The organism is Pseudomonas sp. TNT3 (genome assembly GCF_010095445.2).
Classification (GTDB): domain Bacteria; phylum Pseudomonadota; class Gammaproteobacteria; order Pseudomonadales; family Pseudomonadaceae; genus Aquipseudomonas.
Window position 1 is genome coordinate 71,068 of record NZ_WFGV02000022.1, and the last position, 21,994, is coordinate 93,061.

The following is a 21,994-nucleotide window of genomic DNA, read 5'->3' on the forward strand; positions in this document are numbered from 1 at the left end:
CATGAGGCAGGCAGCACATGAGTGAAGATCATCACGGCATCTCCGCTAATCCGCGAGACTGGCCAAAAACCCTATTTTTCGTAGCATTGTTGTTCTCGATTTTTCAGATCTTCACCGCTGCGTTTTCGCCAATCTCAAGCCAAATTCTGCGCGCAGTACACGTCGGCTTCCTGCTGTGGGTCGTATTTCTGAGCTACCCGGCTTACGGCAGGAAGCGTCCTTGGCAACCTCTGGCCTGGGTGCTCAGTCTAGCTTCCATCACCACGGCCCTGTACCAGTGGATATTCGAGGCCGATCTCATCCAGCGGTCTGGCGATCTGACATTGGCAGACACCGTATTGGGGCTTTTGCTGATTGCACTGGTGTTCGAAGCTGCACGGAGAGTGATGGGCATTGCTCTGCCTATCATTTGCGGTCTATTCCTGGCTTATGGCTTGTTTGGTGAATATCTGCCTGGCGACCTGGCCCACCGCGGTTATGGCTTCGATCAGATCATCAACCAATTATCATTTGGTACTGAAGGGCTGTACGGCACACCGACCTATGTATCGGCTACCTACATTTTTCTTTTCATTCTATTCGGCGCGTTTCTTGAACAAGCCGGCATGATCAAATTGTTCACCGATTTCGCCATGGGCCTGTTCGGTCACAAATTGGGCGGGCCAGCCAAAGTTGCGGTCGCCTCATCGGCGTTGATGGGTACCATTACCGGCTCTGGGATTGCCAACGTCGTTACAACGGGGCAATTCACCATCCCACTAATGAAACGCTTTGGCTACCGAGCTGCGTTTGCCGGCGGGGTGGAAGCCACCTCCAGCATGGGCAGTCAATTGATGCCGCCGGTGATGGGGGCCGTAGCATTCATCATGGCCGAAACCATCAACGTACCGTTCGTGGAGATCGCCAAAGCGGCGTTGATTCCCGCCATCCTTTACTTCGGTTCGGTGTTCTGGATGGTTCATCTGGAGGCCAAGCGTTCGAATCTCAAAGGCCTTCCCAAGGACCAATGCCCCAGTGCGTTGGGTGCGGTCAAGGAGAACTGGTACCTACTGATTCCACTGTTGGTATTGGTCTACTTACTGTTCTCCGGGCGCACTCCTCTGTTCTCCGGCATGGTCGGTCTGGCACTGACGGCTATCGTGATTCTCGGATCGGCGATTATTCTCAGAGTGCAAAGCTTCGGTCTACGCTGCACCTTTTGGATAGCGCTCGGCATCTTGTGTACCGGTTTTTTCCAACTGGGGATCGGTGTGATCTTTGCGGTCATCGCCGTACTGGTGGTCGCGTGCTGGTTCATCAAGGGTGGTCACGAAACACTGACCATCTGCCTGCACGCGCTGGTCGAAGGCGCGCGCCATGCGGTACCGGTAGGCATTGCCTGTGCACTGGTGGGCATCATTATCGGCGTGGTGTCACTGACCGGTGTGGCCTCCACCTTTGCGGGTTACATTTTAGCTATAGGCCGGGACAACCTGCTGCTTTCGCTGATCTTGACGATGATCACTTGCCTGGTGCTGGGCATGGGCATCCCGACCATTCCCAATTACATCATCACCAGCTCGATCGCAGCCCCTGCACTGCTGGAGTTGGGTGTGCCTTTGATCGTTTCGCACATGTTCGTGTTTTATTTCGGCATCCTCGCCGATCTCACCCCCCCGGTCGCTCTAGCCTGCTTTGCGGCCGCACCGATCGCCAAAGAGAGTGGATTCAAGATCAGCCTGTGGGCGGTTCGAATCGCGTTGGCGGGTTTCGTCATTCCGTTCATGGCGGTCTACAACCCGGCGTTGATGCTGCAAGGTGACAATCTGTGGGCAACCGCCTACATGTTGATCAAGACAATATTGGCGGTCGGGCTTTGGGGAATGGCCTCCACCGGCTACTTGCAACGCAAGATGCCTGTTTGGGAGCGATTGTTGTGCGTAGGCGCAGGAGCTTTGCTGGTTGTTGCGTTGCCACTGACTGATGAGCTGGGCTTCGCCCTCGGGACATTGATGATACTTCAACATGTTTGGCGGTCCCGTCAGGCAGGGATAGCCAACGCATGATCGGATTATGTCTGGGCCTCACCGGCGCCGTGTGGGCTCAACTGTCGGTTTCACACTTCACCCTAGCGTGGAATCACACGATTGAAAAGATTCGCTGGGAAGAGGACTACCGTATCACCAAGCAGGGCCTGGTACTGGAAGAAGCTCGTGTGCGTGGCAATGGCGCAGGGATGGAGATTCCACAAGGTGCTCGACTGGAAAATGGTAGTTGGCACTACCGGCGATCGTTGCCACCTATGCAGCCGTTGAGTCTGGGGCGAACGCCTGAGGCTGGCGATTATCAGCTGTGTTTTGACGACCAATGTCATTTCATGAGCAAGTGGATTGGCGCACCAACTTACAGTCAACCTTCTATGCAGATGTGGGCATGCGAGACAGGCTGAATGTGATACTTCCTTCCAAATATGAGTCGAGAAAAGAAGAGACTTTCGATCCTGCAGGAATACTAAAATACGCTAGTGCAAGCGAGCCATTGGATCAGTCGTCGCCCTGAAGATCGCCGTAACCACGAGGTAACTCCATCCAGGTGTCAAGCGCCGTGAGCTGCCTCGCAACAGCAGCGTCCCACTCAGGACCCACGGCAATGTTTTTACTCATCATGGCGTGGATGATAGCTGTCGCCTGTTCGTACTCATGGTGTATTTCTAGCGCTTTTGCTAAAAATTCTTCTTGCCGAGTCATAGGGTTCTCCAGAAGTGGAAACCGAGCATTGATCTGCAACCATAAACAATCGACACCTGCATAAACCGTGAGTTGCAAAGCCCCTGTGGTTGGTGCCCTTGGTGGTCGCGTGAAGCTGCATAGACAACGCATGATCGGATGGTCAGTACCGTTTTTGCTCAGCTGTCGATTTGGTATTTGATGCTGGTTTGAATCAAATCACTGGAATGACTTGATGGAATGGAGGCGACCGAGCACCCATGACGATGGGATGGCTGCTCCGAGATGCTCGCTGAAAAATGACAGGTGAGGCGACCTGTATCGGCTAACGAACTCCCAATCAATGGTTTTGGGTAAATACCGAACGCTCCATCAGGGAAACGGGACAAGCCTGCGCTGTGCGTTCGGCTCATGCTTCCGTTACAGCTACGCTGCAGTAATCCAATTCGCATAGGTACACACCAAGCCGAATGCGAGCAAAAAGAAAGCCAAATAAGGGGTCACAATTTTCCTCCTCTCAGTACTTGCGAGCATCCGTCATGGGAAATATATCCGTGCTTTGGAAGGCATCAAGGTTAAGGTGGATTAAGAAATATTTAATTTTCGGCCGCAACGTTGGTCACTAGGGTACGCCGTATCGGTGTTCGGCATTACACGGAGAAAGTTATGAGTTACGCGTTGGTTATTGAGGATGACGAGGTGACGGCGGAAGTCATCATAGCCGCACTCCAACGCAGCGGTTTCAGCTCTAGATGGGCGGAAACCGGACGAGACGGACTGGCCTTGGCGATTGCTGGAGGCTACGACGCCATTACTCTAGATCGGATGCTTCCCGATTTTGATGGGCTAACCATTGTCAGTACGCTGCGGAATCTTGGTATCCAAACACCGGTCCTAATGATCAGTGCACTTTCCGACGTAGATGAGCGTGTTAAGGGGCTTCGGGCGGGCGGCGATGACTATTTGACCAAACCATTTTCGCCCATCGAGATGCTTGCGCGTCTGGATGCGCTGCTTCGGCGCACCGGTGTCGACTCTAGCCATCCGCATCTCATTTGTGGAAATCTGCGACTGGATCTGGTTGAGCACACATTGACTCGAAACGACGAGCACATCCTGCTGCTTCCAACCGAGTTCAAACTGCTCAATTACCTGATGCGCAGTGCAGGCCAACTGGTCACACGCACAATGCTATTCGAAGAGGTCTGGGGTTATCACTTCGATCCGGGAACGAACATCATAGATGTTCACATTGGCCGACTGCGCAAAAAGCTCGAAGGCGATAAAAACTCTCCTGTCATCCATACGATACGTGGTGCTGGATATGTCCTTGCTACCAAAGACTGAGGAATGGCGCTCTTCCGGTAGTAGATTGATCGGGTTCTACGCCATATTTTTTGTGGTTTGGGGAGCGCTTTTCACCGGGGTATTGTACTGGCAAATCTCCCATTACCTGGGAACCGTTGCAGAGCGAACATTATTGCAGCGTGCGCACTACTATCAAAAAATCGATGATAAAAAACTGGCAAAAGAACTGGCTGCCGGTGAAGCCTATTCAACGCCCGGCATCGATGCGTACGGATTGTTCACAGCCGATGGCCAGCACATTGCAGGAGATCTGCTCAAACTGCGTTCCAGTTTGCCCGATGATGGGAAGGTCCATTACCTTGAGCGCGGATTGAGTATCGCGTTACCCAATGAAGAAACCAGAAGCAGCTATGCCCTTTTAACTCGGCGCCGCGATGGACACATTCTTATTTTGGCGCGGGACGGTGGCTCGATTTTAGCCGTTGGGGGAATTATTGAGCAGGCATTGATGTGGGGATTTTCATTAACGCTCATCCCCGGATTGATTGGCTGGTATTTATTACGGCGCCTGCCATTACGCCGTGTCAAACTTTTGCAGCTTTGTACGGAGAGTATCGTTTCAGGCAATTTGTCGGAGCGCTTACCTTTATCAGCCCGCCGCGACGAGTTGGATATGCTGGCGAACGCCGTTAATACGATGCTCGACCATATCGAGCAACTGATGCATGAGGTTAAAAGCGTCTGCGATGGTGTCGCCCATGATCTGCGTACGCCACTGACACGGTTGCGTGCACGGCTTTATCAGCTCCAGCAACTGCCTTTGGACAGTGAACACGAGCACACATTAAATCAGGCTCTTGAGGAAAGCGAATCGATCATGGTGCGTTTCCAAGGATTGCTTCGGGTTGCCGAACTCGAGGACATTCGCCGCCGCTCAGCATTTGCACCTTTCCACATCATGGCGTTGTTACAACAGGCACATGAATTTTACGAACCCTTGGCACTCGATCGCTCTCAGACGCTTTCTCTGGAAATCACCAATGACCTACCCCAACTGTATGGCGACGCTTCGTTGCTGTTTGAGGCCCTGGTCAACTTGCTCGATAACGCAATCAAATTTACGCCAGAGGGTGGGCATATCAAACTGCAGGGAAGTATCAAGGATTCAACGGTTCTCATTGAAGTCGCCGACGATGGTGCCGGCATACCCGAGACGGACCGTACACACGTCATTCGTCGACTCTATCGAGGAGATGCAAGCAGAATGCAGCCCGGGCATGGTCTCGGATTATCGTTGGTCGCTGCCATCGTCAAATTGCACGGCTACTCGCTGGATATCCAACCTGCGGCTACGCACAGCGGTACCCGTGTCTTGATCCACTGCCCGATGGTTTCCGACTGATCTTGGTATTCCTCACTGGTCGAACATTAAATTTAAGTTAATTGAGTTTAATTTGAGCGCCTCAGAGCTGTGGACTAGGTTTTCAGTACTTTCTGCTAAACCAAGGCTTCCTGCTTGTGAAATATCTGTTGTTCCGGCTTGTGTTGACCGTGCTCTGTGTAACAACGCCTCTTGCCTGTATGAACCATGCTCGGGCTGAAACGAACACTCGAGGGGCGATGATCCCTGCAGCACCAAAGCTCGGAGCCAAAGCCTGGATACTGATTGACGCGGCAACGGGTAGCGTGATTACCAGTCACAACAGCGATATGCGTCTACCCCCAGCCAGCCTGACAAAAATGATGACCGCGTTTGTCACTACACGTGAAATTAAGGCCGGGCGCATGAAAGGAAATGACACAGTTACGATCAGCGAAAACGCCTGGCGTACGGGTGGCTCGCGAATGTTTCTTGACCCTGGCAGCACGGTCTCGATTCAGGATTTGCTGAGCGGTGTGATCATCGTCTCCGGAAATGATGCAAGCGTTGCACTTGCTGAACATGTAGCTGGAAGTGAAGGCGTCTTCGTCGGGATGATGAATGCGACCGCGAATACCTTAGGAATGAGCAATACTCACTTTATGAATGCCACCGGGCTGCCTGAGCCAGCGCATTATTCATCTGCTCGCGACATGGCCACGTTGGCGGCGGCAATCATTGGCGAAGGAACTGGTTCTTATTCACTTTACTCCAAAAAATACCTCACCTGGAACGGGATTCGACAGGCCAACCGAAATCTCCTTTTATGGCGAGACCCCAGTTTCGATGGCTTGAAAACCGGTCATACCGAGGCGGCCGGTTATTGCATGGTGGCTTCGTCACATCGCGCCGGGCGACGTTTGATCAGCGTTATCCTTGGCGCAAGCAGTACACATAAGCGAACAGCAGAAACGGGAAAGCTGATGGGCTACGGATTTCGCTTCTACGACACCAAAACCTACGAAAAAGGCGGGGAGGTGCTCACAGAGTCTGCACTCTGGAAAGGTAAGGAGCGATCGATTGCGCTGGGGTTGCTGGATGATCTTATTCTCACCCTACCCCAAAATATAAAACGAAAAGTAGAGACGCGCCTCGAGATAGATGGACCGCTTGAGGCCCCTATCGCGGCGGGCACCATCGTCGGAAGGCTAGAACTGTACGATGATGGCCAAAAGTTGGGAAGTCGGTCATTAGTTACCCTTGAAGATGGGAAGGTCGGCGCTTGGTGGAAACGTTGGTGGGATACAATGCATTTGTTTTTTTTAAAAATGACTCGCAGTTGGTTCGCTGACGCTGATATTGCCTAGCCATGGACAATGTTCATGTATTACGAGGCAATAACACCGAGACGGGTCCAAGAGCTGGAGAAGCTGATGAACTCGGATGAATTACGAAGAGAATTAGCGCTCTCAAAATTTTTCAACGGCAATTCATTACTAAATGATGATGTCAAGGGTCTGAATCAAGTCGAGAGAAAACTATGCATTGAGTCAGCTTTTGAGCAGGAGGCGATGCGTCTGGGGATCGAGGTATGGGAGCTTACGCTTATAATGATTTCTGAGTCTTCCGAAGAACTGAAATACCTGACGCTACAGTTTCATCGAGAAGTGGCAGAAATGGTGGAAATGGACTGGGAGGAGTATTGCAAACTGAACGAGATTAGCGGGAAATCTTTATAAACCGTTGAGGTGCGATCATGAGTTATGAGGGCATTGCAGCAGGTAACGAGATTCCCGATGATTTTTTTATGACAGCCTAACGCTTGCCCTGACGCGGGAGGACAATAAACTCACCCTCGAAGACTTTGCCCGCGCCGCAGACGGGATATATTTCTGTCGAGCATGCAATCCATTTCGCCTCTCTGCCAGAGAGTTGAAAGCAGCGATGAAAAAGCAATATGGATAAACTCTGCTATATCCCAAAACCCGCCGAATTCGAGAGCCCCACAAGCTTATTAATGCGAATGGCACATTACAACGGCTTTGGTACGGTCAGTAACATGTGTACTTATTTTACCCTCAAGCCAGGCCGCTGGGCCGACCTGCTCGACCATAGTTCACCACTACTCGACATCGTGGAGGAGCAAGCGCCTGTAATGGCCAGTGCCTTGCGTGAAGAATTTTATTCCGTTCGGCAGCACTCCCGCAGCTTTAAGATAGACCATATAGATTTACCGCGCGGCTCTTGCAAAAGCTACTTGCGCTACTGCCCCAAATGTATAGAGGCCGCGCAATCACCAATTTTCCATGACCTTCTTGACCTAGACTTTTGCCTACCGCACGGCATAGAACTGATCACCGCGTGTCCAAAATGTCGCACTAGAGAGTTCTGGTACAACGCACAGTTATTCGAATGCCGCTGCGGCTTCGAACGCCGTACAGCTAATCGAATCATCCGTGACTTCATGCCGACGGAAGCCAATCCTTTCCATTCTCATTCTATCGTGGAAGAGATTTCGTCCAAGTACAACCTATCGCAGTTGTGTGTGAATTTGTGGGAAGCGCGTCGGCGGACCGGGAATAACGAACGTTGCAACTTGCCGTTACGCGTCATCGAACGTATTGAGTTAGCCGCTGCGACACAAGTGGCAAATTGTCCCGGATTTATCATACCTTTACACATGGCTCCATGGATAAATTTTGGCAGTGCTTCGGTCGCATGGCTTGCCACTCGTGCACTGCACCGGTTCTATGCCGACAATCGATCTTGCGCAAGCCATGACTGCTGCCGATTCGCAACAATTAACCGTGGGGATATGTTGCGAGCGGTGTTTGGCAATGAGCGGCAGGATATTGAAATAGTCTTGAATTTCGCCCTCAGTCATTGGTTAGACCGGCAATGCGCGAATCATTACATGGTACCGCCGCGCTGTCAGATCATCCGTCAGGCTAACGCCGAGTATTGTGCGGCCTACAAATCACCCGAAGAAAATCTGGCTGGCCTTACAAAGGATGAGGTGGCCACATTACTGAACTGCCAAATGTCCACAGTCCATAGATTACAAAATCAGGGATGTTTTATTCACCCTGTGCAATCGAGCAATTTGCGATCATTGCCTCGCGATATTATCAATGAAACTGCAGCCAAGGAGTTCGCAAAACAATCTATCCTACTAGATGAAGCATGCGCTCTGTTCAGCCTACCGAGTAACTTGTGCGAACATCTTATGAGAGTAGCCGGAATAAGAGCAATCAATCAATTTATTGAGCCTTGCTTTTACCACCGCCCGACATTTTTCGCAATGTTTGATCATCTTCAGAGTTATCGCTTAGAATGCGAGAAAAACATCCCGCGAGCAACTTACATGCTAGCCCCTGCCACAATTAAAAACATACAAAAAACGCTCACCTTAGCGGCGGCACTGCGAAAAGATCCGCCAAACTACACTTCATACCAAATGCAAAACCACGTTTTTCCAATAACGGATTCGTTAGATATCTGCAGGGATGCCTTGTCGAAAATTCTATTTGACATAAAAGAGGTATTGTCTATTTTAAACATTCCTCTTGCCTGCGGTCTGAAAGCGTTGCATGAGGCTGGAATCGATCCCAAAAACCTGCCCCACATAAATTTAAGTTGCAACCTACTCGATATTGAGACTTTTCACGACATCACAGTTTAAAAAGAAAAATTACGCTTTTTAAAACAACCTTCTTGAAGTTAGCCCATCTTTGAAATCGCTCCTGACAGCTGAAAAATAGCAAAACTGTAATTTACGCCACGAGGGAATTTGGCCGCTGAAAAAATTAAGCAAGATGGTTTCGTCTAGAGCTAAAGAGGTTATTCAAATCAGCCTTTAATATATTACCCACTCCTATTACATGGTCGGCTTAAAGCCGCAATACTGCTCTTCACCATCTCAAATACAAACTGCTGGCTGGGAATTATGCAGCAACAGGGACTTCGACAGCGTTCATGTTCATGTTCATGTTCATGTTCATGTTCATGTTCATGTTCATGTTCATGTTCATGTTCATGTTCATGTTCATGTTCATGTTCATGTTTTTCATTCTCGATTCTGAAGACCCTCAAGAACTAATTCTCAAATATAAAGCACCAAGCCTCTCATTTCTATTCAATCAACCTGCTGGCGAGTCCCGTGTATTCGTGGTGAAATTCTCATTTCTGTGGACTACCTAGGAGCCATAATGCTTTTCTCTGTAAGAGAGCTTCAGGCATGCACAGTACTGTGGCGAGGGGATTTATCCCCGTTCGGCTGCGCAGCAGTCGTAAAATCAGTGCACGCTGTGTAACTGACACACCTCGGTCGCAGTTTTGGGGCTGCGCCCTACGGGGATAAATCCCCTCGCCACAGTACCGTGCTCGCCTCTTCTTAAGTGAACAGTATTACCGTGGGAGCCGGGCTTGCCCGCGATGACAATCTTTCGTTCGACAATGATGCCAGCTGATCCACCGCTATCGTGGGCAAGCTTTGCTTCTACGGGGATTAGCCACAAGTCACTCCGTCCAGCAGCGCTACAGAACCCGCGTATCTTTGGCATATGATGCCGGGCCCTCACTTTCCCCCTCGGCCCGGACAGGAGCCCAGATGCAGCTCAAACACAAAATCGTCGCGCTCGGCATCCTGCCGCTGGTCCTGGCCATCGCGGTCATCTGTGCGTTGGTGATTTCCCTGAACCGCCAACTCGGCGACCAGCAGGCGCAGCTCATCGAAGACAGCATCCTGGCGAGCAAGCGCGCAGAGCTCAAAAACTACGTGGAAATGGCGCAAAGCCTGATCGCCCCGCTCTACGACGACGGCCACGGCGACGCCCACGCGCAGCAACAAGTGCTGGAAGAACTGCGCAAACTCAGCTTCGGCATCAACGGCTACTTCTTCGTTTACGACCGCGAGGGCCGCAGCCTGATGCACGCGCGCCAGTCGGAACTGGTCGGCCAATACCTGTGGGACATGAAAGACCCGCACGGCCTGCCGGTGATCCAGGCCTTGCTGAAAAGTGCCGAATCCGGTGAAGGTTTCCAGCGCTACGCCTGGAACAAACCTTCATCCGGACAAGTCACCGACAAGCTCGCGTACGTGGTGATGCTCGACCGTTGGGGCTGGATGCTCGGCACCGGCATCTACCTGGAAGACGTCGAACGCGCCACCCAGCAAGCCCGTGACGAGGTCGCCCAGGGCATCCGCAAAACCATGCTGGCCATCGCCGCCGTGGCCCTCGTCGCGGTACTGTTCGTCTTCGCCAGCGGCATGACACTCAACGTCAGCGAACACCGACTGGCCGACAAGAAACTCCAGCGCCTGACCCAGCGCATCGTCAGCCTGCAAGAAGAAGAACGCTCCAGGGTTTCCCGCGAGTTGCACGACGGCATCAGCCAGGTGCTGGTCTCGATCAAATTCCAGTTCGAGCTGGCCAGCCATGTACTGGAGAACGGTCAGGACAAAGGCCTGAGCATCCTGCGAGAAGCCACCGAACGCCTCGGCGATGCCATTGGCGAAGTCCGCAGCCTTTCCCACGACCTGCGTTCGTCCCTGCTCGACACCCTCGGCCTGCCCGCCGCCATCGGCCAGCTCGCCGCCGAATTCGAGCAACGCAGCGGCCTGAAAGTGACCTACAACGACAACGAATTCGACTGTGATCTGGTGGACGGCGCCGCCGTCTCGCTGTTTCGCATCGTGCAAGAAGGCCTGACCAACATCGAACGCCATGCCCAGGCGAAAAACGTAGCGATTACCCTGCACGGCTCAACAGAAGGCGTACGCCTGAGCGTGGTCGATGACGGCATCGGCTTCAACGTCGCCCAGGTCGAACGTCGCCAAACCGGCATCGGCCTGCGTAACATCCGCGAACGCGTCGAACATTTTGGTGGCCAGTTCGCCCTGATATCGACACCGGGAAGAAGCGAGCTGGACGTGCTGCTGCCGATGAAACCCACCGGCGCCACACGCTGACCGCCCACCCAACAACAAGAGTAAAAGCTGCGATGAACCTGCCCTCCCCGATCCGCGTCGCCCTGGTCGACGATCACTCCCTGGTCCGCGACGGCATCAAAGCCCTGCTCTCGGTCATGGCACCGCTGGAAGTGGTGGGCGAAGCCGAGAACGGCGCAGACGCAATCGACATGGTCGGCCGCTGCCAGCCAGACCTGGTACTGGTCGACATCAGCCTCAAAGACATGAACGGCCTGGAACTCACACGACTGCTGCGCAACCGCTACCCGACGCTCAAAGTGCTGGTGCTGAGCATGTACGACAATCATGAATACGTCAGCGAATCCGTCCGCGCCGGTGCCAGCGGCTACGTCCTCAAGAACTCACCGTCCCGGGAAATCATCGCGGCCATCGAAGCCATCGCCAACGGTGGGTCGTTTTACAGCGCAGAAATTGCCCAACGGCTGATCGCTGATAAAAGCACCGACACTGAGCTGACACCTCGGGAAAGTCAGGTGCTGTACAAAATGGCTCAGGGGTTGAACAACAAGGAAATGGCGAGGGAACTGGATATCAGCGTGCGGACTGTGGAGACCCATCGATTGAGTATTCGTCGAAAACTGAATATCGATAAGCCGGCGGCGTTGGTGAAGTATGCGATTGATCATGGGATTATTTCGCGTTAAGCCTGGCGTCCATCCCCGCTGGAAAGACCTTGCCCGGGAGGCGTTCCGACGAGGGTGTTCGCGGCAAGCAGCGAACTGCTTTCATTCTCGTTAAAATCACGTCAATTATAGATTTCAAAAAGGGATGGGATGCGCTATCCATTATGGTGCCTTCACCCAATCCACCTGCGATGTCTGGCTCGATAATATAAAACACGACAACACCTTAGCTTTGGCCTGGAGACGTTGGCAATACGTGAACTAACGCTAATTTTTATTAAAGTCTCATGACAAACAAATCACCTACTACTCAGCAACTCCACGCTCAAGCTCCTCTTGATCCAGCAAGTGCGAAAAGAAACTGGCATAGCTAAACCAGTAATTCGGCGGATTCTCATAAGCCATCAAACTTATATTCATCGCGTCCACACTGTCACACCAGATAACAGCGGGTTCGCCACAGATATGTAATACGACAAGGCTTTCTGAAGGTTCTGCCAACACAATAAATTCTGGCGTCAGGTCTACCGCCTGCCTCAACCTAAATGTTTCGCGCACGATGTTTGTTGCGTCACCATCAATACCAACATCGTGATGACTTATCCCCCCTAACAATCCACCGCTGTAAAATTTTGCTATCGCCACAAAGTCGGATGGAAGCTTGACACCTAATAATTTTTCAATAGAGAGCAAGACATCTGGCTGACACCCTTCGCCGCCATGAATTTTTGCATATCTTACTTCCAAACCATTGATATCTAGCATTTTTAAATTATTAACTCCTTACTTAAAGGCAAGCTACATATGACCATTCTGATTGACCAATGTTAAGCTGCCCGCCCTACATGTAGCCTAATAGATTGCGACGCAAATACTTCACAATCGTTCGCCTATCAAATCCACCATAAAATGCAATAGACCATCAAACGTATCAAACTCTTCGAATACGTTATCAAACGCTTGCTTATCTCGAACCTGATACTTTTTTCTTATAATATCAAAAACGTACTCATCTTGATCACTTTCACCAAAAATGAGAAATTTGCTCATAAACCCAAGGTCTCGGGCCATTACGTTCTGCTCTACAAATGAATGACTAAACCCATCACTATCCAAAAATTTATGAGGCCGGCTTGAATATATAAAAATACCACTCGAAACCAAGCCATCATACGACTTAAGAAACGCTACATATTGATCAGGCACATTTTCCGAAAATTCAATTTTGGTCCTTGAACCGAGAGCTACAATGTCCTCTTCTCGCGCAGGACAACCAAGAAACATATCAGCTTCATCCAATTGGCTCCGCAAAAAAATTATCTTACGCTCAATTTCCTGGTTCATTGCTTAATTTCACCCATATCTTACTCCCAACTCGACTTATTTCGGATAGCTAAACTGGCAACTTCACCGCCTTGCCACTTCGAAAACTTAAATAACGAAAAACTTATTCTCACAAAAACCTATAGGCCAATGCCCTTTACCATACAGAGCAGCAATCCTTGCCCAATGATCACCTAAACCGTAATACTGTTCAGACACATACTGCCTAAAGGTAAAACACACCCCATTTCTTGCTGCAACGCTAAAATCATGCGGAGCACATCGGAACTTGCTCTTATCAAAATTGTTCGTCGCGGCCAAAACCGCCTTATTAATTTTCATGCGCATCGCGACAAGATCGGATGATGGTTTAGGTAAATTATAAAAAGGATCCGGCTGACATTGGGATGAAGGCAACCATTTAACATCATTATAGAGCCCCTCAAACGCCTGCACCGAAGGCTCCACGAAAGCTTCTCTGACACTGCCTATATATATTAATGTGCTGTCTTTCGTTTCGCTCACACCCAAGTTAGAAAAGAAATTAAATTTCCTTATTTTTATAATCTCTTCATCAACATCAATCATATTAAAATCTCGTAATGTAACAGTTGGCAGAGGCTCAGCATTTGCTCAACTTGGCTGTTAACACGCGCCCCAGCCGGATGGTATATCTGGCCCGCGGTACGAGACAACTTCTATTTTCAGTCCCGTCTGATGGTTGCAACTCCACCCACACTCATAATTACCAGATCGAAAAACTCACGAAAGGTTCCAGATATAAAAAAACAAATTACCACTTCCATTTTGCTCTGGAATATCAAACTGGTTTTTTGAATCCGATTCATGGAGATGCGTGCGGTCCCAATAGTAAACACCCTGACTTCCGGCTTTCCCAATGATCACGTAAGGGTTTCCCCCTCCATCCTCGCCTATAACGACCGCTTCTTCTACAAAATCCAATTCATCAACAAACTCTTTATTAAAACTGATTAAATCATTGCAATCCTCTCCTGGTAAAAGCCCAAAAAGTTGATCAAAGCTGATAGTTCCTTCGTCAACAGCGCTTAGCTGAATCTGCGCATATTCAGGCGCTGTCACAAAGCAGCCATTCGCTGCTATTAAAAACGCCCTATAATCATCTGGGAAGGTCCGCTTGATTTCTGATTCGATCAGATCAATCTCAACAGGTTTTAAACCTGTCTTGTATACCAGCGACATATCGATCCTTATTTAAATTAGTAGCAATCTTGTTTGCTTTAAAGTAAGCGAATATCCAGCAAGCAAAGTCGTACTGCAACGCCACGTGCGCTATCCAACTTGTTTTCAGCCAGCGTCGCTATCTGACTGGGGGCGAAGCAATCTATTTGACGGGGCCAGCCAAGCGCCTCAAAAAATACGTCGTACACCCCAGGATTTGAGCTTGCAAGACCCAAAACATCAATCCATCTAATAGGATTCTCTACATATCTGTAGAGATTGTCTCCCCCGAACAACCCAATCGGATCCTGCGTAATAAACCGCCCCACCTCCGGATCGTAATACCGAAACGTATTGTAATGCAGCCCCGTCTCGTCGTCGAAATACTGCCCCTGAAACCGCAGATTCTGTTCGACTGCGTTGACGTCCAGACGCTCCACCGCCCCCCACGCCTTATACGTCGCCTGCCAGACAATCCGCCCCTCGCGGTCAGTCATCTCCAGCGGCGTACCAATCTGGTCGGTATGGAAGTAATAAAGCGTCTGCTCCCCACCCTCTTCCTGGTCCACCCGAGCAAGTGGCGCATAACTCCCCGGCTCATACACATAAAGGCTGCTCTGCCCCGGCGTCTCCTCACGCAACAAGCGCAAGCCCTGCCACAGAAAATGCTTCTGCTCGGTGACCCCGTTGACTTCCGACACCTTGGCAACACGTCGTCCGAGGCTGTCATAACGATAAGCCCCAATACTTTCCAACTTGCCGCCAACCAAGGTCTCAGCCTTAACCAACCGATTCTCGCAGTCATAGCTGAACGTCTGCAGCCGGCTCATCCCGCTGCGCTTTTCAATCAGGTTGCCCCACGCATCGTAGGTATATTCCTGATCCCGCCACTGCTTGATCCGGTTGTCTTTCACGTGATCAAACTGACTGGTGTTGAAGTTCAGCCGGTTCGCCGCCGCGTCGTATCGGAACTCCTCACTGTCCACCAACTTGCCCGTGTCACGGCTGTGCAGTTGGCCGCTGGCTTCGTACTCGTACTTGATCTCGCCGCGCAGCTTGTCGAGGGTGCGGATGAGTTCGCCGGCAGGATCGTATTGGTGACGACGGTGAATCGGGTTGTAGGCGTGTTCTACCAACAGCTCAGGCTGAATGCCGGGATTGAGAATCTGCGAGAGTTTCTCTGCCGGCAACGTCGAGGCGAATTGCCAGGCTTTACGGCCCATGGCGTCGTAGCTGAAACAACTGGTGAGTTTGCCTTGAGTGCGCAGCACCTCGCGGTGCAGGTCATCGCGCTCCATGTCGCTGATGAGCTGGCCGTCAAGGTTGAGCTGGTGCAGGTGGCCGCTGCCGTAGTACAGGTGGTTCAGGTGCTGGCCGGTAGGCAGAGTCAGGGTAGTCAGTGGGTCGTAGTCGTAGGACAAGGCGCCTTGTGGGGTGGTCTCTTTGATCAGGCGGCCTAGCAAGTCGTAGGAGAATTCGAGTGTTTCTTCGCTGACGCCGAGTTTCTTGCCGTTGACGGTAGGCAGGCGCGCGATGGAGAGCAAGCGATCTGCCTCGTCGTAGGTGTAGTCCTGGCGCGCGTCGGCGTTGAGTTTGGCGAGCAGTCGGCCGATGGAATCGCGTTCGAATTCGGTCTGTCGTTGTGGTCGTTCGGCGCGCTCACCGTAGCCGATTTCGTTGACCCGTGTCAGATGCCCGCCGAGGTTGTAGCTGAACTGGCGGGTCAGGTTGTCGATGCGTTTTTCTTCGATCAGACGATCGGACGCATCGTAGGCAAACTGGTAAGCCGCGTTGTTTTCGTTGACCAGCGCGGTCAAGCGGATGGCCTGGTCGTATTCGTAGCGAATGCGCTGGCCCTTGGCGTCCCGACGGCTGCTCGGCAGGCCACGAGCGGTGCGCAGCAGGCGCGTGGCAACGCAATAAAATCAACACAATCGAAAAATCATGCTGACACTGATTACCCGACCAATAGCTCACACCATTGAAACTGGCATTCTATTTCGATCGAGCGTATTGATCTCCTGCTCTGACAACAATTCATCGAAAGCATCACCACCGAACCTATCAATAAACACTCGCTCTTCTTCATAAATAGAAATACATTGCAGCCAATTAATTTTTAGATTTGAAAAACTCAACTCAGGAAAATGAGCATAATTCCAAACAAACGGCACTGTTAGATATATGTGAGGCATGAGCGGTTCAGATAAATAATCGTTAAAAATATATGGAACAACCACTCCCGGCATCACAGCTGCCTGTTTTTTTAATATATGGAAAGCTGCCGAAACCAATGCGTTTTCCCAATAAACCTCTGTAGCCATGGCTGCCGCGCACAGCTCGACCCTTGTAGGAAATTCTTGATTATCACTTTCTAATAGTGGGGTTTCACAAAGACCTATAGTGGCGATCGATTTTACGCCCTTATGAACTGAGTCCAGTGTCGTGAGCAAATCAATCGAAAGACTTTTGTCATCGTTGTAGTAAGCCTGCACCTTCAGCTCACCTCCAAAGACTTGGAGTGCATGCTTCGCGACTGCTTTACATAGTGCATTCGGAGTAGACATTATCAAGGTCCTAAATATTCATCAGATTTCATTTCGCCAGCATGGCTTCTATTAGAAGATGGAAGCTCGGGTCTATAGTGACTTGTATTATTATACTCGTCAAGGAACTCCCTTCGAGTCAAACCCCTTGCTTCAGCACTTCTTACATGTTTCCAGTTTTCGAAGCCCGGCTTATGCCCCATATCCCACGGTTCGCTCTGCTTCATTGCAACCTCTGTCACAGGATCTCTCACCACTCCATCCGGACTTAAGTCTTTTGCATTCCCCCATACTTTTTCGCGCACGCCTTTTCTGAATGTACCGCGTCGGTATTTAAGTTTAGACCATGCCGAAGGCTTATCACTTAATGTCTTGGGTCTTACCCCAATATTTCCAAGGTTAGATCCAAGCCCCTGACTAGTTATTTTATAACTTCTATCGAAAGCAATTCCCCCTTTGGCACCGAGCCCACCACCTACAAAACCGCCAACAAAGGAAGCGATTTTCTGGCCATCACCACCCTCACCAAACAACTCACCTCCAACATAGGAACCCACCTTTGCTCCAAAAAGGCCGCCCAAAACTCCAAACGCTACAACTACCGGACCGGCGAGAACCACTGCACTCGCCAATCCAACAACCAACACTGCGTTTTCTAACCGCTCAGGCACTTCTGGACTAATGGCGTCTGTCGTCTCAGTACTTCCTCCGATAAACACGTTACCGGATCCGGCGCTGATCTTGGCGTCACAAACAGTTCTGTCACCTACACGAGCAGCGGGCAGGCCGTTGATGTAAACCGAATCACTGCCCTGAGCCAAAATCTGAGGGGCAGACCCATGCTGGTCACACGTCGCGGTATCAACATGCGCTCTGGCCGCCGGCTTGCCATTGGTAAAGACATTCGCAGACCCCGTCTTGATCTGGCCGGCATCATGGGTGGCAAAAGACAAACTGCCGAGCAATTGGCCGATGCCTGCACCGGTCGCCGCCCCCGCGCCAACCATCGCACACAGTGCAACTGCACCCAAGCCGCCTGTGCCGACGATGGCAATACCTACCAACACTGCACCAGCGCCAATAGCAAGCCCGGCTAGCAGCCCTCCTAACGCGCTCGAATGCTCAATCGGGTCATCCAGGCGCGCCGCGGCTTCGCTCATGAAGGCATAACCTCGTCGACGATCTCCTCTTTGTCGGTTTCAGGTGGGGAGCGCAACTCAATCGTCTCAACCAATGCGTCAAACTGACGACGCTCTTCGGAAGTCATACCTTTCGGGTTGTTGCTGGTCCCCGTTATTTGCATGAGCAATGGCTGTTGATGCTCATCTTGATGCAGAAAAATCAATTGCAACTGATGAACTGGTTGCCCCTGTTGCCGCCAGCGAAATTCGACACGCCGCGCATCTACGCCCGCGACCTTTACAGGTGTGACCGGTTCGATCCATTCGACATGCGACAAGGACTTTTTCAGTTCGCCCAGTAATTGTTGGGCCATGGTTTCAAGATCGGAACCTGATTCAATTTGTGAACGCCCAACTACCAAGGAAAAAGGGCTTGGCCCTATGTCCGTCAGAGTGAATACGTGAAAAGTTTTGTCTTTGAGGTTGGTCGGTCTGACAAAACTCAACTCATTGGTATGAAAACGCTCAGGAGGCGGTGGCACCGCATCAGCAATCGCCTGCTCGACACGCGCTTGCTCTTGCTCTCGAATACGCCGTTCAGAAAGGCGGTCGTAAATATTCCGGCGCATACGGGAATTCCTTGTCCGTAGGACTGATTAGTTAAGGTTGATTTTCGTGCTGCCAACAACGTCGATGTTCACGCCAGAAAGCGTGATGGTGCCATCCGATTTCATGACCAATTTGCTGGCACCGACTTCAAGCGTGATCGATGTCGCTGCACTGATCTTCACTTCGCCGCTATCAACGGTGACGTAATAGGAGCCCTCCTTAACCGCGATACTGGTTTCAAGCTTGATCGTCTCGGTGTGTTTCCCGTCGACTTTGATTTCGCGATTGCCACCGACCGTGTGGCTTTCGTCAGCCTCAATCTCGGTATCCATGTTACGTTCGGCGTGGAGGCTAACTTGCTCGGCACCTGTCTTGTCTTCAAAGCGGAAGAAGTTGGCATTGGAGCCCTTCCCTTTAACCGATCTCGTCAAAAACCCGCTCTGCGTCTTGTTCGCCGGCAACGACCACGGTGGCGTGTTCTTGCTGTTGTACAAACTGCCCATGATCAACGGCCGATCAGGATTGCCGTCGAGGAACACCACCACCACTTCATCGCCAACACGGGGAATGAGGATGCTGCCGAAGCCACCGCTGGCGCCGGATTGGGCGACGCGGACCCAGCACGAACTCTTGTCGTTGTGCTCGCCCTTGCGGTCCCAGTGGAACTGCACCTTCACGCGACCGAGTTCATCGGTGAAGATTTCTTCACCCGACGGGCCGACGACAATGGCTGTTTGCGGGCCGGAGATGGTTGGGCGCGGGGTGGTGAGTTGCGGGCGGAAGACGATCTTTTTTCGCACGCAGGAGAAGGTGTTGTAGTAGCTCGCCTGATGACCGTTGAGGTAGTTGTTGTGGCCTTCGCTTTCGACGCTCATCAACAGGAACTGGCGATCGTCGGGCGAGCCCTGATCGTGGTCGTAATGCTGCAACTCGTCGAGGTCAAATGGCGTAGCGTTCACCGCCGATGCCGCGACAGGTGATCAAGCCCAGGTCTTCCTTGGAGTATTTCGTTGACCCGTGTCAGGTGCCCGCCGAGGTTGTAGCTGAACTGGTGAGTCAGGTTGCCGATCATCCGCCCACTGCGCGCTCGATGGCCGGCCCTACGACGTACCGACTGGCGACTTCACCGGAGACGAAACCGGCGGTGAATTTCAGCACGCAGGGCATGACCGCTTTCATACCGGCCTGGGTCCCGGCCTTGGTCAGTTGGACGGTACTTCCCGTAAAATTTATCTACGAAAAATCGAATATTTTCGACCCGCGAAGCCTACTACACTGAAAGATACTCGGCATTCAAATGATGTCTTATGGGAATCACAGCTCATCTATCGACTTTCTAACTGACTCACAAAAAAACTCTTCAAAACTGTTAGCAACCTTAATTTTCTCCCCACTTCGCTTAAAGGAAAGCTCAGTAATAACTACTGCTGCTTCGCCACCCGCGTCGCAACTAGAGGTATCAATAGAATAAATAGGGCCGTAGCCTGTAGACTTGACTACAATCATCGCCTCATCGGCATCTCCGTTATCTCTCGCAGTTTTTGTAGCAAACAAAACGCTAGGGACAGCTGTAGCAAATACGCCACTTTTAGTTATTCCATAATAAGTATCCCCGGCGAATGACATGGCACCGAACTTTTTAAGAAACAACTTGTATGACACAGGAAACCTTACTCCCAGCGCCGCTTCAAATTCAGCAATCAGGGCATCGCTCGCCGCACCCGCACAAGCAGGATCGTCGCCAGAGGCATAAATTTCTGCTTCAATTGCATCAATATAATTCATATATCCACCTTCAGAAATCTAGTGATCTAAGTTTCCAATAACCCTTTTTCCAGGTATTGAAAGGACCGCGATTCATACTTTGTGGCGCGCTATTATAAAGCCGTCTGACGCCATCTGACCCAACCCGACTTTTATCCCATTGATTAGAGTACATGTGCAGCACACGATCATTTTTTGAGTGAAAGCTACTAAGTATCTCGGCCATTGACCCGGGCTCATCTTGGGTTAGGTGGTGGAGATTAACCTCAGAACCATCCTTCCCTATCGGAGCATCACCCTTTCTCATCCTTTGAACATTCGTCCTTCCCAAATCATCAACGTAGTTAGGGTCAAATATATCTTTGCGTTGATACACCTTTCGACCTGCAACAGTTTTAGCCGCCCAGCAGTTCCAGCCTAATGGATCGGCCCAGCTATTCGCGTTTGGGGCGTATCGATAAAGGTTAAATCCACCTGCCAACCCAATCGGATCCTGCGTTATAAACCGCCCCACCTCCGGATCGTAATACCGAAAAGTATTGTAGTGCAGCCCCGTCTCGTCGTCGAAATACTGCCCCTGAAACCTCAGGTTTTGCTCAACCTTTTTCACCGTCAGCGTTTCGATGGAGCCCCAAGCCTTATACGTCGCCTGCCAGACAATCTGCCCTTCCCGGTCAGTCATCTCCAGCGGCGTACCAATCTGGTCGGTATGGAAGTAGTAAAGCGTCTGCTCCCCGCCCTCTTCCTGATCCACCCGAGCAAGTGGCGCATAACTCCCCGGCTCATACACATAACCAACCGATTCTCACAGTCGTAACTGAACGTCTGCAGCCGGCTCATGCCACTACGCTTTTCAATCAGGTTGCCCCACGCATCGTGGTATATTCCTGATCCCGCCACTGCTTGATCCGGTTGTCCTTCACGTGATCAAACTGACTGGTGTTGAAGTTCAGCCGGTTCGCCGCCGCGTCGTATCGGAACTCCTCACTGTCCACCAACTTGCCGGTATCACGGCTGTGCAGTTGGCCGTTGGCTTCGTACTCGTACTTGATCTCGCCGCGCAGTTTGTCGAGGGTGCGAATGAGTTCGCCGGCCGGGTCGTAGTGATGACGGCGATGGATCGGGTTGTAGGCGTGTTCTTCCAACAGCTCAGGCTGAGTGTTGGCCCGTGGGCAAAGTCAGCGTGGTCAGGTTGCTCAGTGGATCGTAGTCGTAGGACAGAGCGCCTTGGGGTGTGGTCTCTTTAATTAAGCGACCTAGCAAGTCGTAGGAAAATTCGAGCTTTTCTTCAGAAATGCCGAGTTTCTTGCCGTTGACGGTAGGCAGGCGCTCGATGGTGAGCAAGCGGTCTGCGTCATCGTAGGTGTAATCCTGACGGGCATCGGCATTGAGTTTGGCCAGCAGTCGGCCGATGGAATCGCGTTCAAATTCGGTCTGTCGTTG

General features: G+C 51.3%; 20 protein-coding genes and 3 pseudogenes. 9 read left to right on the top strand and 14 right to left on the bottom strand.

The features are described 5' to 3' along the window. The first annotated feature begins 17 nt into the window (after nt 1-17). Both GBC55_RS15015 and GBC55_RS15020 read left to right on the top strand, forming a co-directional pair. The gene (locus GBC55_RS15015; RefSeq protein WP_162438120.1) at nt 18-2,045 is read left to right on the top strand and encodes a TRAP transporter permease; all 2,028 of its coding nucleotides are present in this window, start codon (nt 18-20) and stop codon (nt 2,043-2,045) included. Further along, nucleotides 2,042-2,428 (top strand): DUF1850 domain-containing protein, encoded by a 387-nt coding sequence (locus GBC55_RS15020; protein ID WP_162438121.1) that lies wholly within the window; start codon nt 2,042-2,044, stop codon nt 2,426-2,428. The genes GBC55_RS15015 and GBC55_RS15020 overlap by 4 nt, the downstream gene beginning before the upstream one ends. Before the next feature lie 94 nt (nt 2,429-2,522). On the opposite strand, the gene GBC55_RS15025 is transcribed toward GBC55_RS15020, so the two are convergent. Next, nucleotides 2,523-2,726, bottom strand: a complete 204-nt coding sequence (locus GBC55_RS15025) for a hypothetical protein (protein ID WP_162438122.1) — start codon at nt 2,724-2,726, stop codon at nt 2,523-2,525. Nucleotides 2,727-3,371: 645 nt separating this feature from the next. Here GBC55_RS15025 and GBC55_RS15030 point away from each other — a divergent pair. The 5 genes from GBC55_RS15030 to GBC55_RS15050 all read left to right on the top strand — a co-directional run bounded on the left by GBC55_RS15030 (nt 3,372) and on the right by GBC55_RS15050 (nt 9,055). Next, nucleotides 3,372-4,052, top strand: coding sequence for a response regulator transcription factor (locus tag GBC55_RS15030; RefSeq protein WP_162438123.1), 681 nt, complete (start codon nt 3,372-3,374; stop codon nt 4,050-4,052). Further along, entirely contained in the window at nt 4,030-5,415 is a 1,386-nt protein-coding gene (locus GBC55_RS15035; RefSeq protein WP_162438124.1) for a HAMP domain-containing sensor histidine kinase, read from the top strand. Before GBC55_RS15030 ends, GBC55_RS15035 begins: the two co-directional genes overlap by 23 nt. A 179-nt stretch (nt 5,416-5,594) precedes the next feature. Next, entirely contained in the window at nt 5,595-6,740 is a 1,146-nt protein-coding gene (locus GBC55_RS15040; protein ID WP_348650979.1) for a D-alanyl-D-alanine carboxypeptidase family protein, read from the top strand. Nucleotides 6,741-6,806: 66 nt separating this feature from the next. Continuing rightward, entirely contained in the window at nt 6,807-7,112 is a 306-nt protein-coding gene (locus GBC55_RS15045) for a DUF6388 family protein (RefSeq protein WP_162438125.1), read from the top strand. Between the two features lie 218 nt (nt 7,113-7,330). Next, nucleotides 7,331-9,055 carry a TniQ family protein gene (locus tag GBC55_RS15050; protein ID WP_162438126.1) on the top strand — a complete coding sequence of 575 codons (1,725 nt, stop codon included), beginning with the start codon at nt 7,331-7,333 and terminating at the stop codon, nt 9,053-9,055. 262 nt (nt 9,056-9,317) lie between these two features. Here GBC55_RS15050 and GBC55_RS29820 read toward each other — a convergent pair whose 3' ends face one another. Next, nucleotides 9,318-9,443, bottom strand: a complete 126-nt coding sequence (locus GBC55_RS29820) for a hypothetical protein (protein ID WP_281508185.1) — start codon at nt 9,441-9,443, stop codon at nt 9,318-9,320. Between the two features lie 539 nt (nt 9,444-9,982). Here GBC55_RS29820 and GBC55_RS15055 point away from each other — a divergent pair. Both GBC55_RS15055 and GBC55_RS15060 read left to right on the top strand, forming a co-directional pair. Next, nucleotides 9,983-11,344: a cache domain-containing protein gene (locus GBC55_RS15055; protein ID WP_162438127.1), complete on the top strand. Its 1,362-nt coding sequence runs from the start codon at nt 9,983-9,985 to the stop codon at nt 11,342-11,344. Nucleotides 11,345-11,376: 32 nt separating this feature from the next. After that, entirely contained in the window at nt 11,377-12,009 is a 633-nt protein-coding gene (locus GBC55_RS15060) for a response regulator transcription factor (protein ID WP_162438128.1), read from the top strand. Between the two features lie 285 nt (nt 12,010-12,294). On the opposite strand, the gene GBC55_RS15065 is transcribed toward GBC55_RS15060, so the two are convergent. The 12 genes and pseudogenes from GBC55_RS15065 to GBC55_RS15115 form a co-directional block, all read right to left on the bottom strand. Then, on the bottom strand, nt 12,295-12,753 hold the full coding sequence (locus tag GBC55_RS15065) for an SMI1/KNR4 family protein (protein ID WP_162438129.1): 459 nt from the start codon (nt 12,751-12,753) through the stop codon (nt 12,295-12,297). Between the two features lie 111 nt (nt 12,754-12,864). Continuing rightward, nucleotides 12,865-13,332, bottom strand: coding sequence for a YrhA family protein (locus GBC55_RS15070; RefSeq protein WP_162438130.1), 468 nt, complete (start codon nt 13,330-13,332; stop codon nt 12,865-12,867). 87 nt (nt 13,333-13,419) lie between these two features. Beyond that, nucleotides 13,420-13,899 (bottom strand): hypothetical protein, encoded by a 480-nt coding sequence (locus tag GBC55_RS15075; RefSeq protein WP_247266918.1) that lies wholly within the window; start codon nt 13,897-13,899, stop codon nt 13,420-13,422. A gap of 174 nt (nt 13,900-14,073) precedes the next feature. Continuing rightward, on the bottom strand, nt 14,074-14,532 hold the full coding sequence (locus GBC55_RS15080) for an SMI1/KNR4 family protein (RefSeq protein ID WP_247266919.1): 459 nt from the start codon (nt 14,530-14,532) through the stop codon (nt 14,074-14,076). Nucleotides 14,533-14,735: 203 nt separating this feature from the next. Next, nucleotides 14,736-16,421, bottom strand: a pseudogene (locus GBC55_RS15085) (RHS repeat-associated core domain-containing protein); the annotation flags it as partial. 63 nt (nt 16,422-16,484) lie between these two features. Beyond that, nucleotides 16,485-17,078: a suppressor of fused domain protein gene (locus GBC55_RS15090; RefSeq protein WP_162438131.1), complete on the bottom strand. Its 594-nt coding sequence runs from the start codon at nt 17,076-17,078 to the stop codon at nt 16,485-16,487. Nucleotides 17,079-17,080: 2 nt separating this feature from the next. Beyond that, entirely contained in the window at nt 17,081-18,217 is a 1,137-nt protein-coding gene (locus GBC55_RS15095; protein WP_162438132.1) for a GH-E family nuclease, read from the bottom strand. Next, complete coding sequence (locus GBC55_RS15100; protein ID WP_162438133.1) at nt 18,214-18,807, bottom strand: DcrB-related protein; 594 nt, start codon at nt 18,805-18,807, stop codon at nt 18,214-18,216. The genes GBC55_RS15095 and GBC55_RS15100 overlap by 4 nt, the downstream gene beginning before the upstream one ends. A 27-nt stretch (nt 18,808-18,834) precedes the next feature. Beyond that, nucleotides 18,835-19,731: pseudogene (tssI, locus tag GBC55_RS15105) on the bottom strand (type VI secretion system tip protein TssI/VgrG); the annotation flags it as partial. A 370-nt stretch (nt 19,732-20,101) separates the two neighbouring features. Continuing rightward, a complete protein-coding gene (locus GBC55_RS15110) occupies nt 20,102-20,572 on the bottom strand; it encodes an SMI1/KNR4 family protein (RefSeq protein WP_162438134.1) in 471 nt (156 codons plus the stop codon). A 10-nt stretch (nt 20,573-20,582) separates the two neighbouring features. Next, entirely contained in the window at nt 20,583-20,858 is a 276-nt protein-coding gene (locus tag GBC55_RS29880; RefSeq protein WP_348650980.1) for an HNH/ENDO VII family nuclease, read from the bottom strand. Nucleotides 20,859-20,966: 108 nt separating this feature from the next. After that, nucleotides 20,967-21,994 (bottom strand): annotated as a pseudogene (locus GBC55_RS15115) (RHS repeat-associated core domain-containing protein); the annotation flags it as partial.

Bases quoted from the DNA above. Each gene is read 5' to 3' on its own strand.
- GBC55_RS15075 (WP_247266918.1), bottom strand. From the start codon at position 13,899: ATGATTGATGTTGATGAAGAGATTATAAAAATAAGGAAATTTAATTTC.
- GBC55_RS15090 (WP_162438131.1), bottom strand. From the start codon at position 17,078: ATGTCTACTCCGAATGCACTATGTAAAGCAGTCGCGAAGCATGCACTC.
- GBC55_RS15100 (WP_162438133.1), bottom strand. From the start codon at position 18,807: ATGCGCCGGAATATTTACGACCGCCTTTCTGAACGGCGTATTCGAGAG.
- GBC55_RS15020 (WP_162438121.1), top strand. From the start codon at position 2,042: ATGATCGGATTATGTCTGGGCCTCACCGGCGCCGTGTGGGCTCAACTG.
- GBC55_RS15050 (WP_162438126.1), top strand. From the start codon at position 7,331: ATGGATAAACTCTGCTATATCCCAAAACCCGCCGAATTCGAGAGCCCC.
- GBC55_RS15035 (WP_162438124.1), top strand. From the start codon at position 4,030: ATGTCCTTGCTACCAAAGACTGAGGAATGGCGCTCTTCCGGTAGTAGA.
- GBC55_RS15095 (WP_162438132.1), bottom strand. From the start codon at position 18,217: ATGAGCGAAGCCGCGGCGCGCCTGGATGACCCGATTGAGCATTCGAGC.
- GBC55_RS15040 (WP_348650979.1), top strand. From the start codon at position 5,595: ATGAACCATGCTCGGGCTGAAACGAACACTCGAGGGGCGATGATCCCT.
- GBC55_RS15045 (WP_162438125.1), top strand. From the start codon at position 6,807: ATGAACTCGGATGAATTACGAAGAGAATTAGCGCTCTCAAAATTTTTC.
- GBC55_RS29820 (WP_281508185.1), bottom strand. From the start codon at position 9,443: ATGAAAAACATGAACATGAACATGAACATGAACATGAACATGAACATG.
- GBC55_RS15080 (WP_247266919.1), bottom strand. From the start codon at position 14,532: ATGTCGCTGGTATACAAGACAGGTTTAAAACCTGTTGAGATTGATCTG.
- GBC55_RS15110 (WP_162438134.1), bottom strand. From the start codon at position 20,572: ATGAATTATATTGATGCAATTGAAGCAGAAATTTATGCCTCTGGCGAC.
- GBC55_RS15060 (WP_162438128.1), top strand. From the start codon at position 11,377: ATGAACCTGCCCTCCCCGATCCGCGTCGCCCTGGTCGACGATCACTCC.
- GBC55_RS15070 (WP_162438130.1), bottom strand. From the start codon at position 13,332: ATGAACCAGGAAATTGAGCGTAAGATAATTTTTTTGCGGAGCCAATTG.
- GBC55_RS15015 (WP_162438120.1), top strand. From the start codon at position 18: ATGAGTGAAGATCATCACGGCATCTCCGCTAATCCGCGAGACTGGCCA.
- GBC55_RS29880 (WP_348650980.1), bottom strand. From the start codon at position 20,858: ATGAGAAAGGGTGATGCTCCGATAGGGAAGGATGGTTCTGAGGTTAAT.
- GBC55_RS15055 (WP_162438127.1), top strand. From the start codon at position 9,983: ATGCAGCTCAAACACAAAATCGTCGCGCTCGGCATCCTGCCGCTGGTC.
- GBC55_RS15025 (WP_162438122.1), bottom strand. From the start codon at position 2,726: ATGACTCGGCAAGAAGAATTTTTAGCAAAAGCGCTAGAAATACACCAT.
- GBC55_RS15065 (WP_162438129.1), bottom strand. From the start codon at position 12,753: ATGCTAGATATCAATGGTTTGGAAGTAAGATATGCAAAAATTCATGGC.
- GBC55_RS15030 (WP_162438123.1), top strand. From the start codon at position 3,372: ATGAGTTACGCGTTGGTTATTGAGGATGACGAGGTGACGGCGGAAGTC.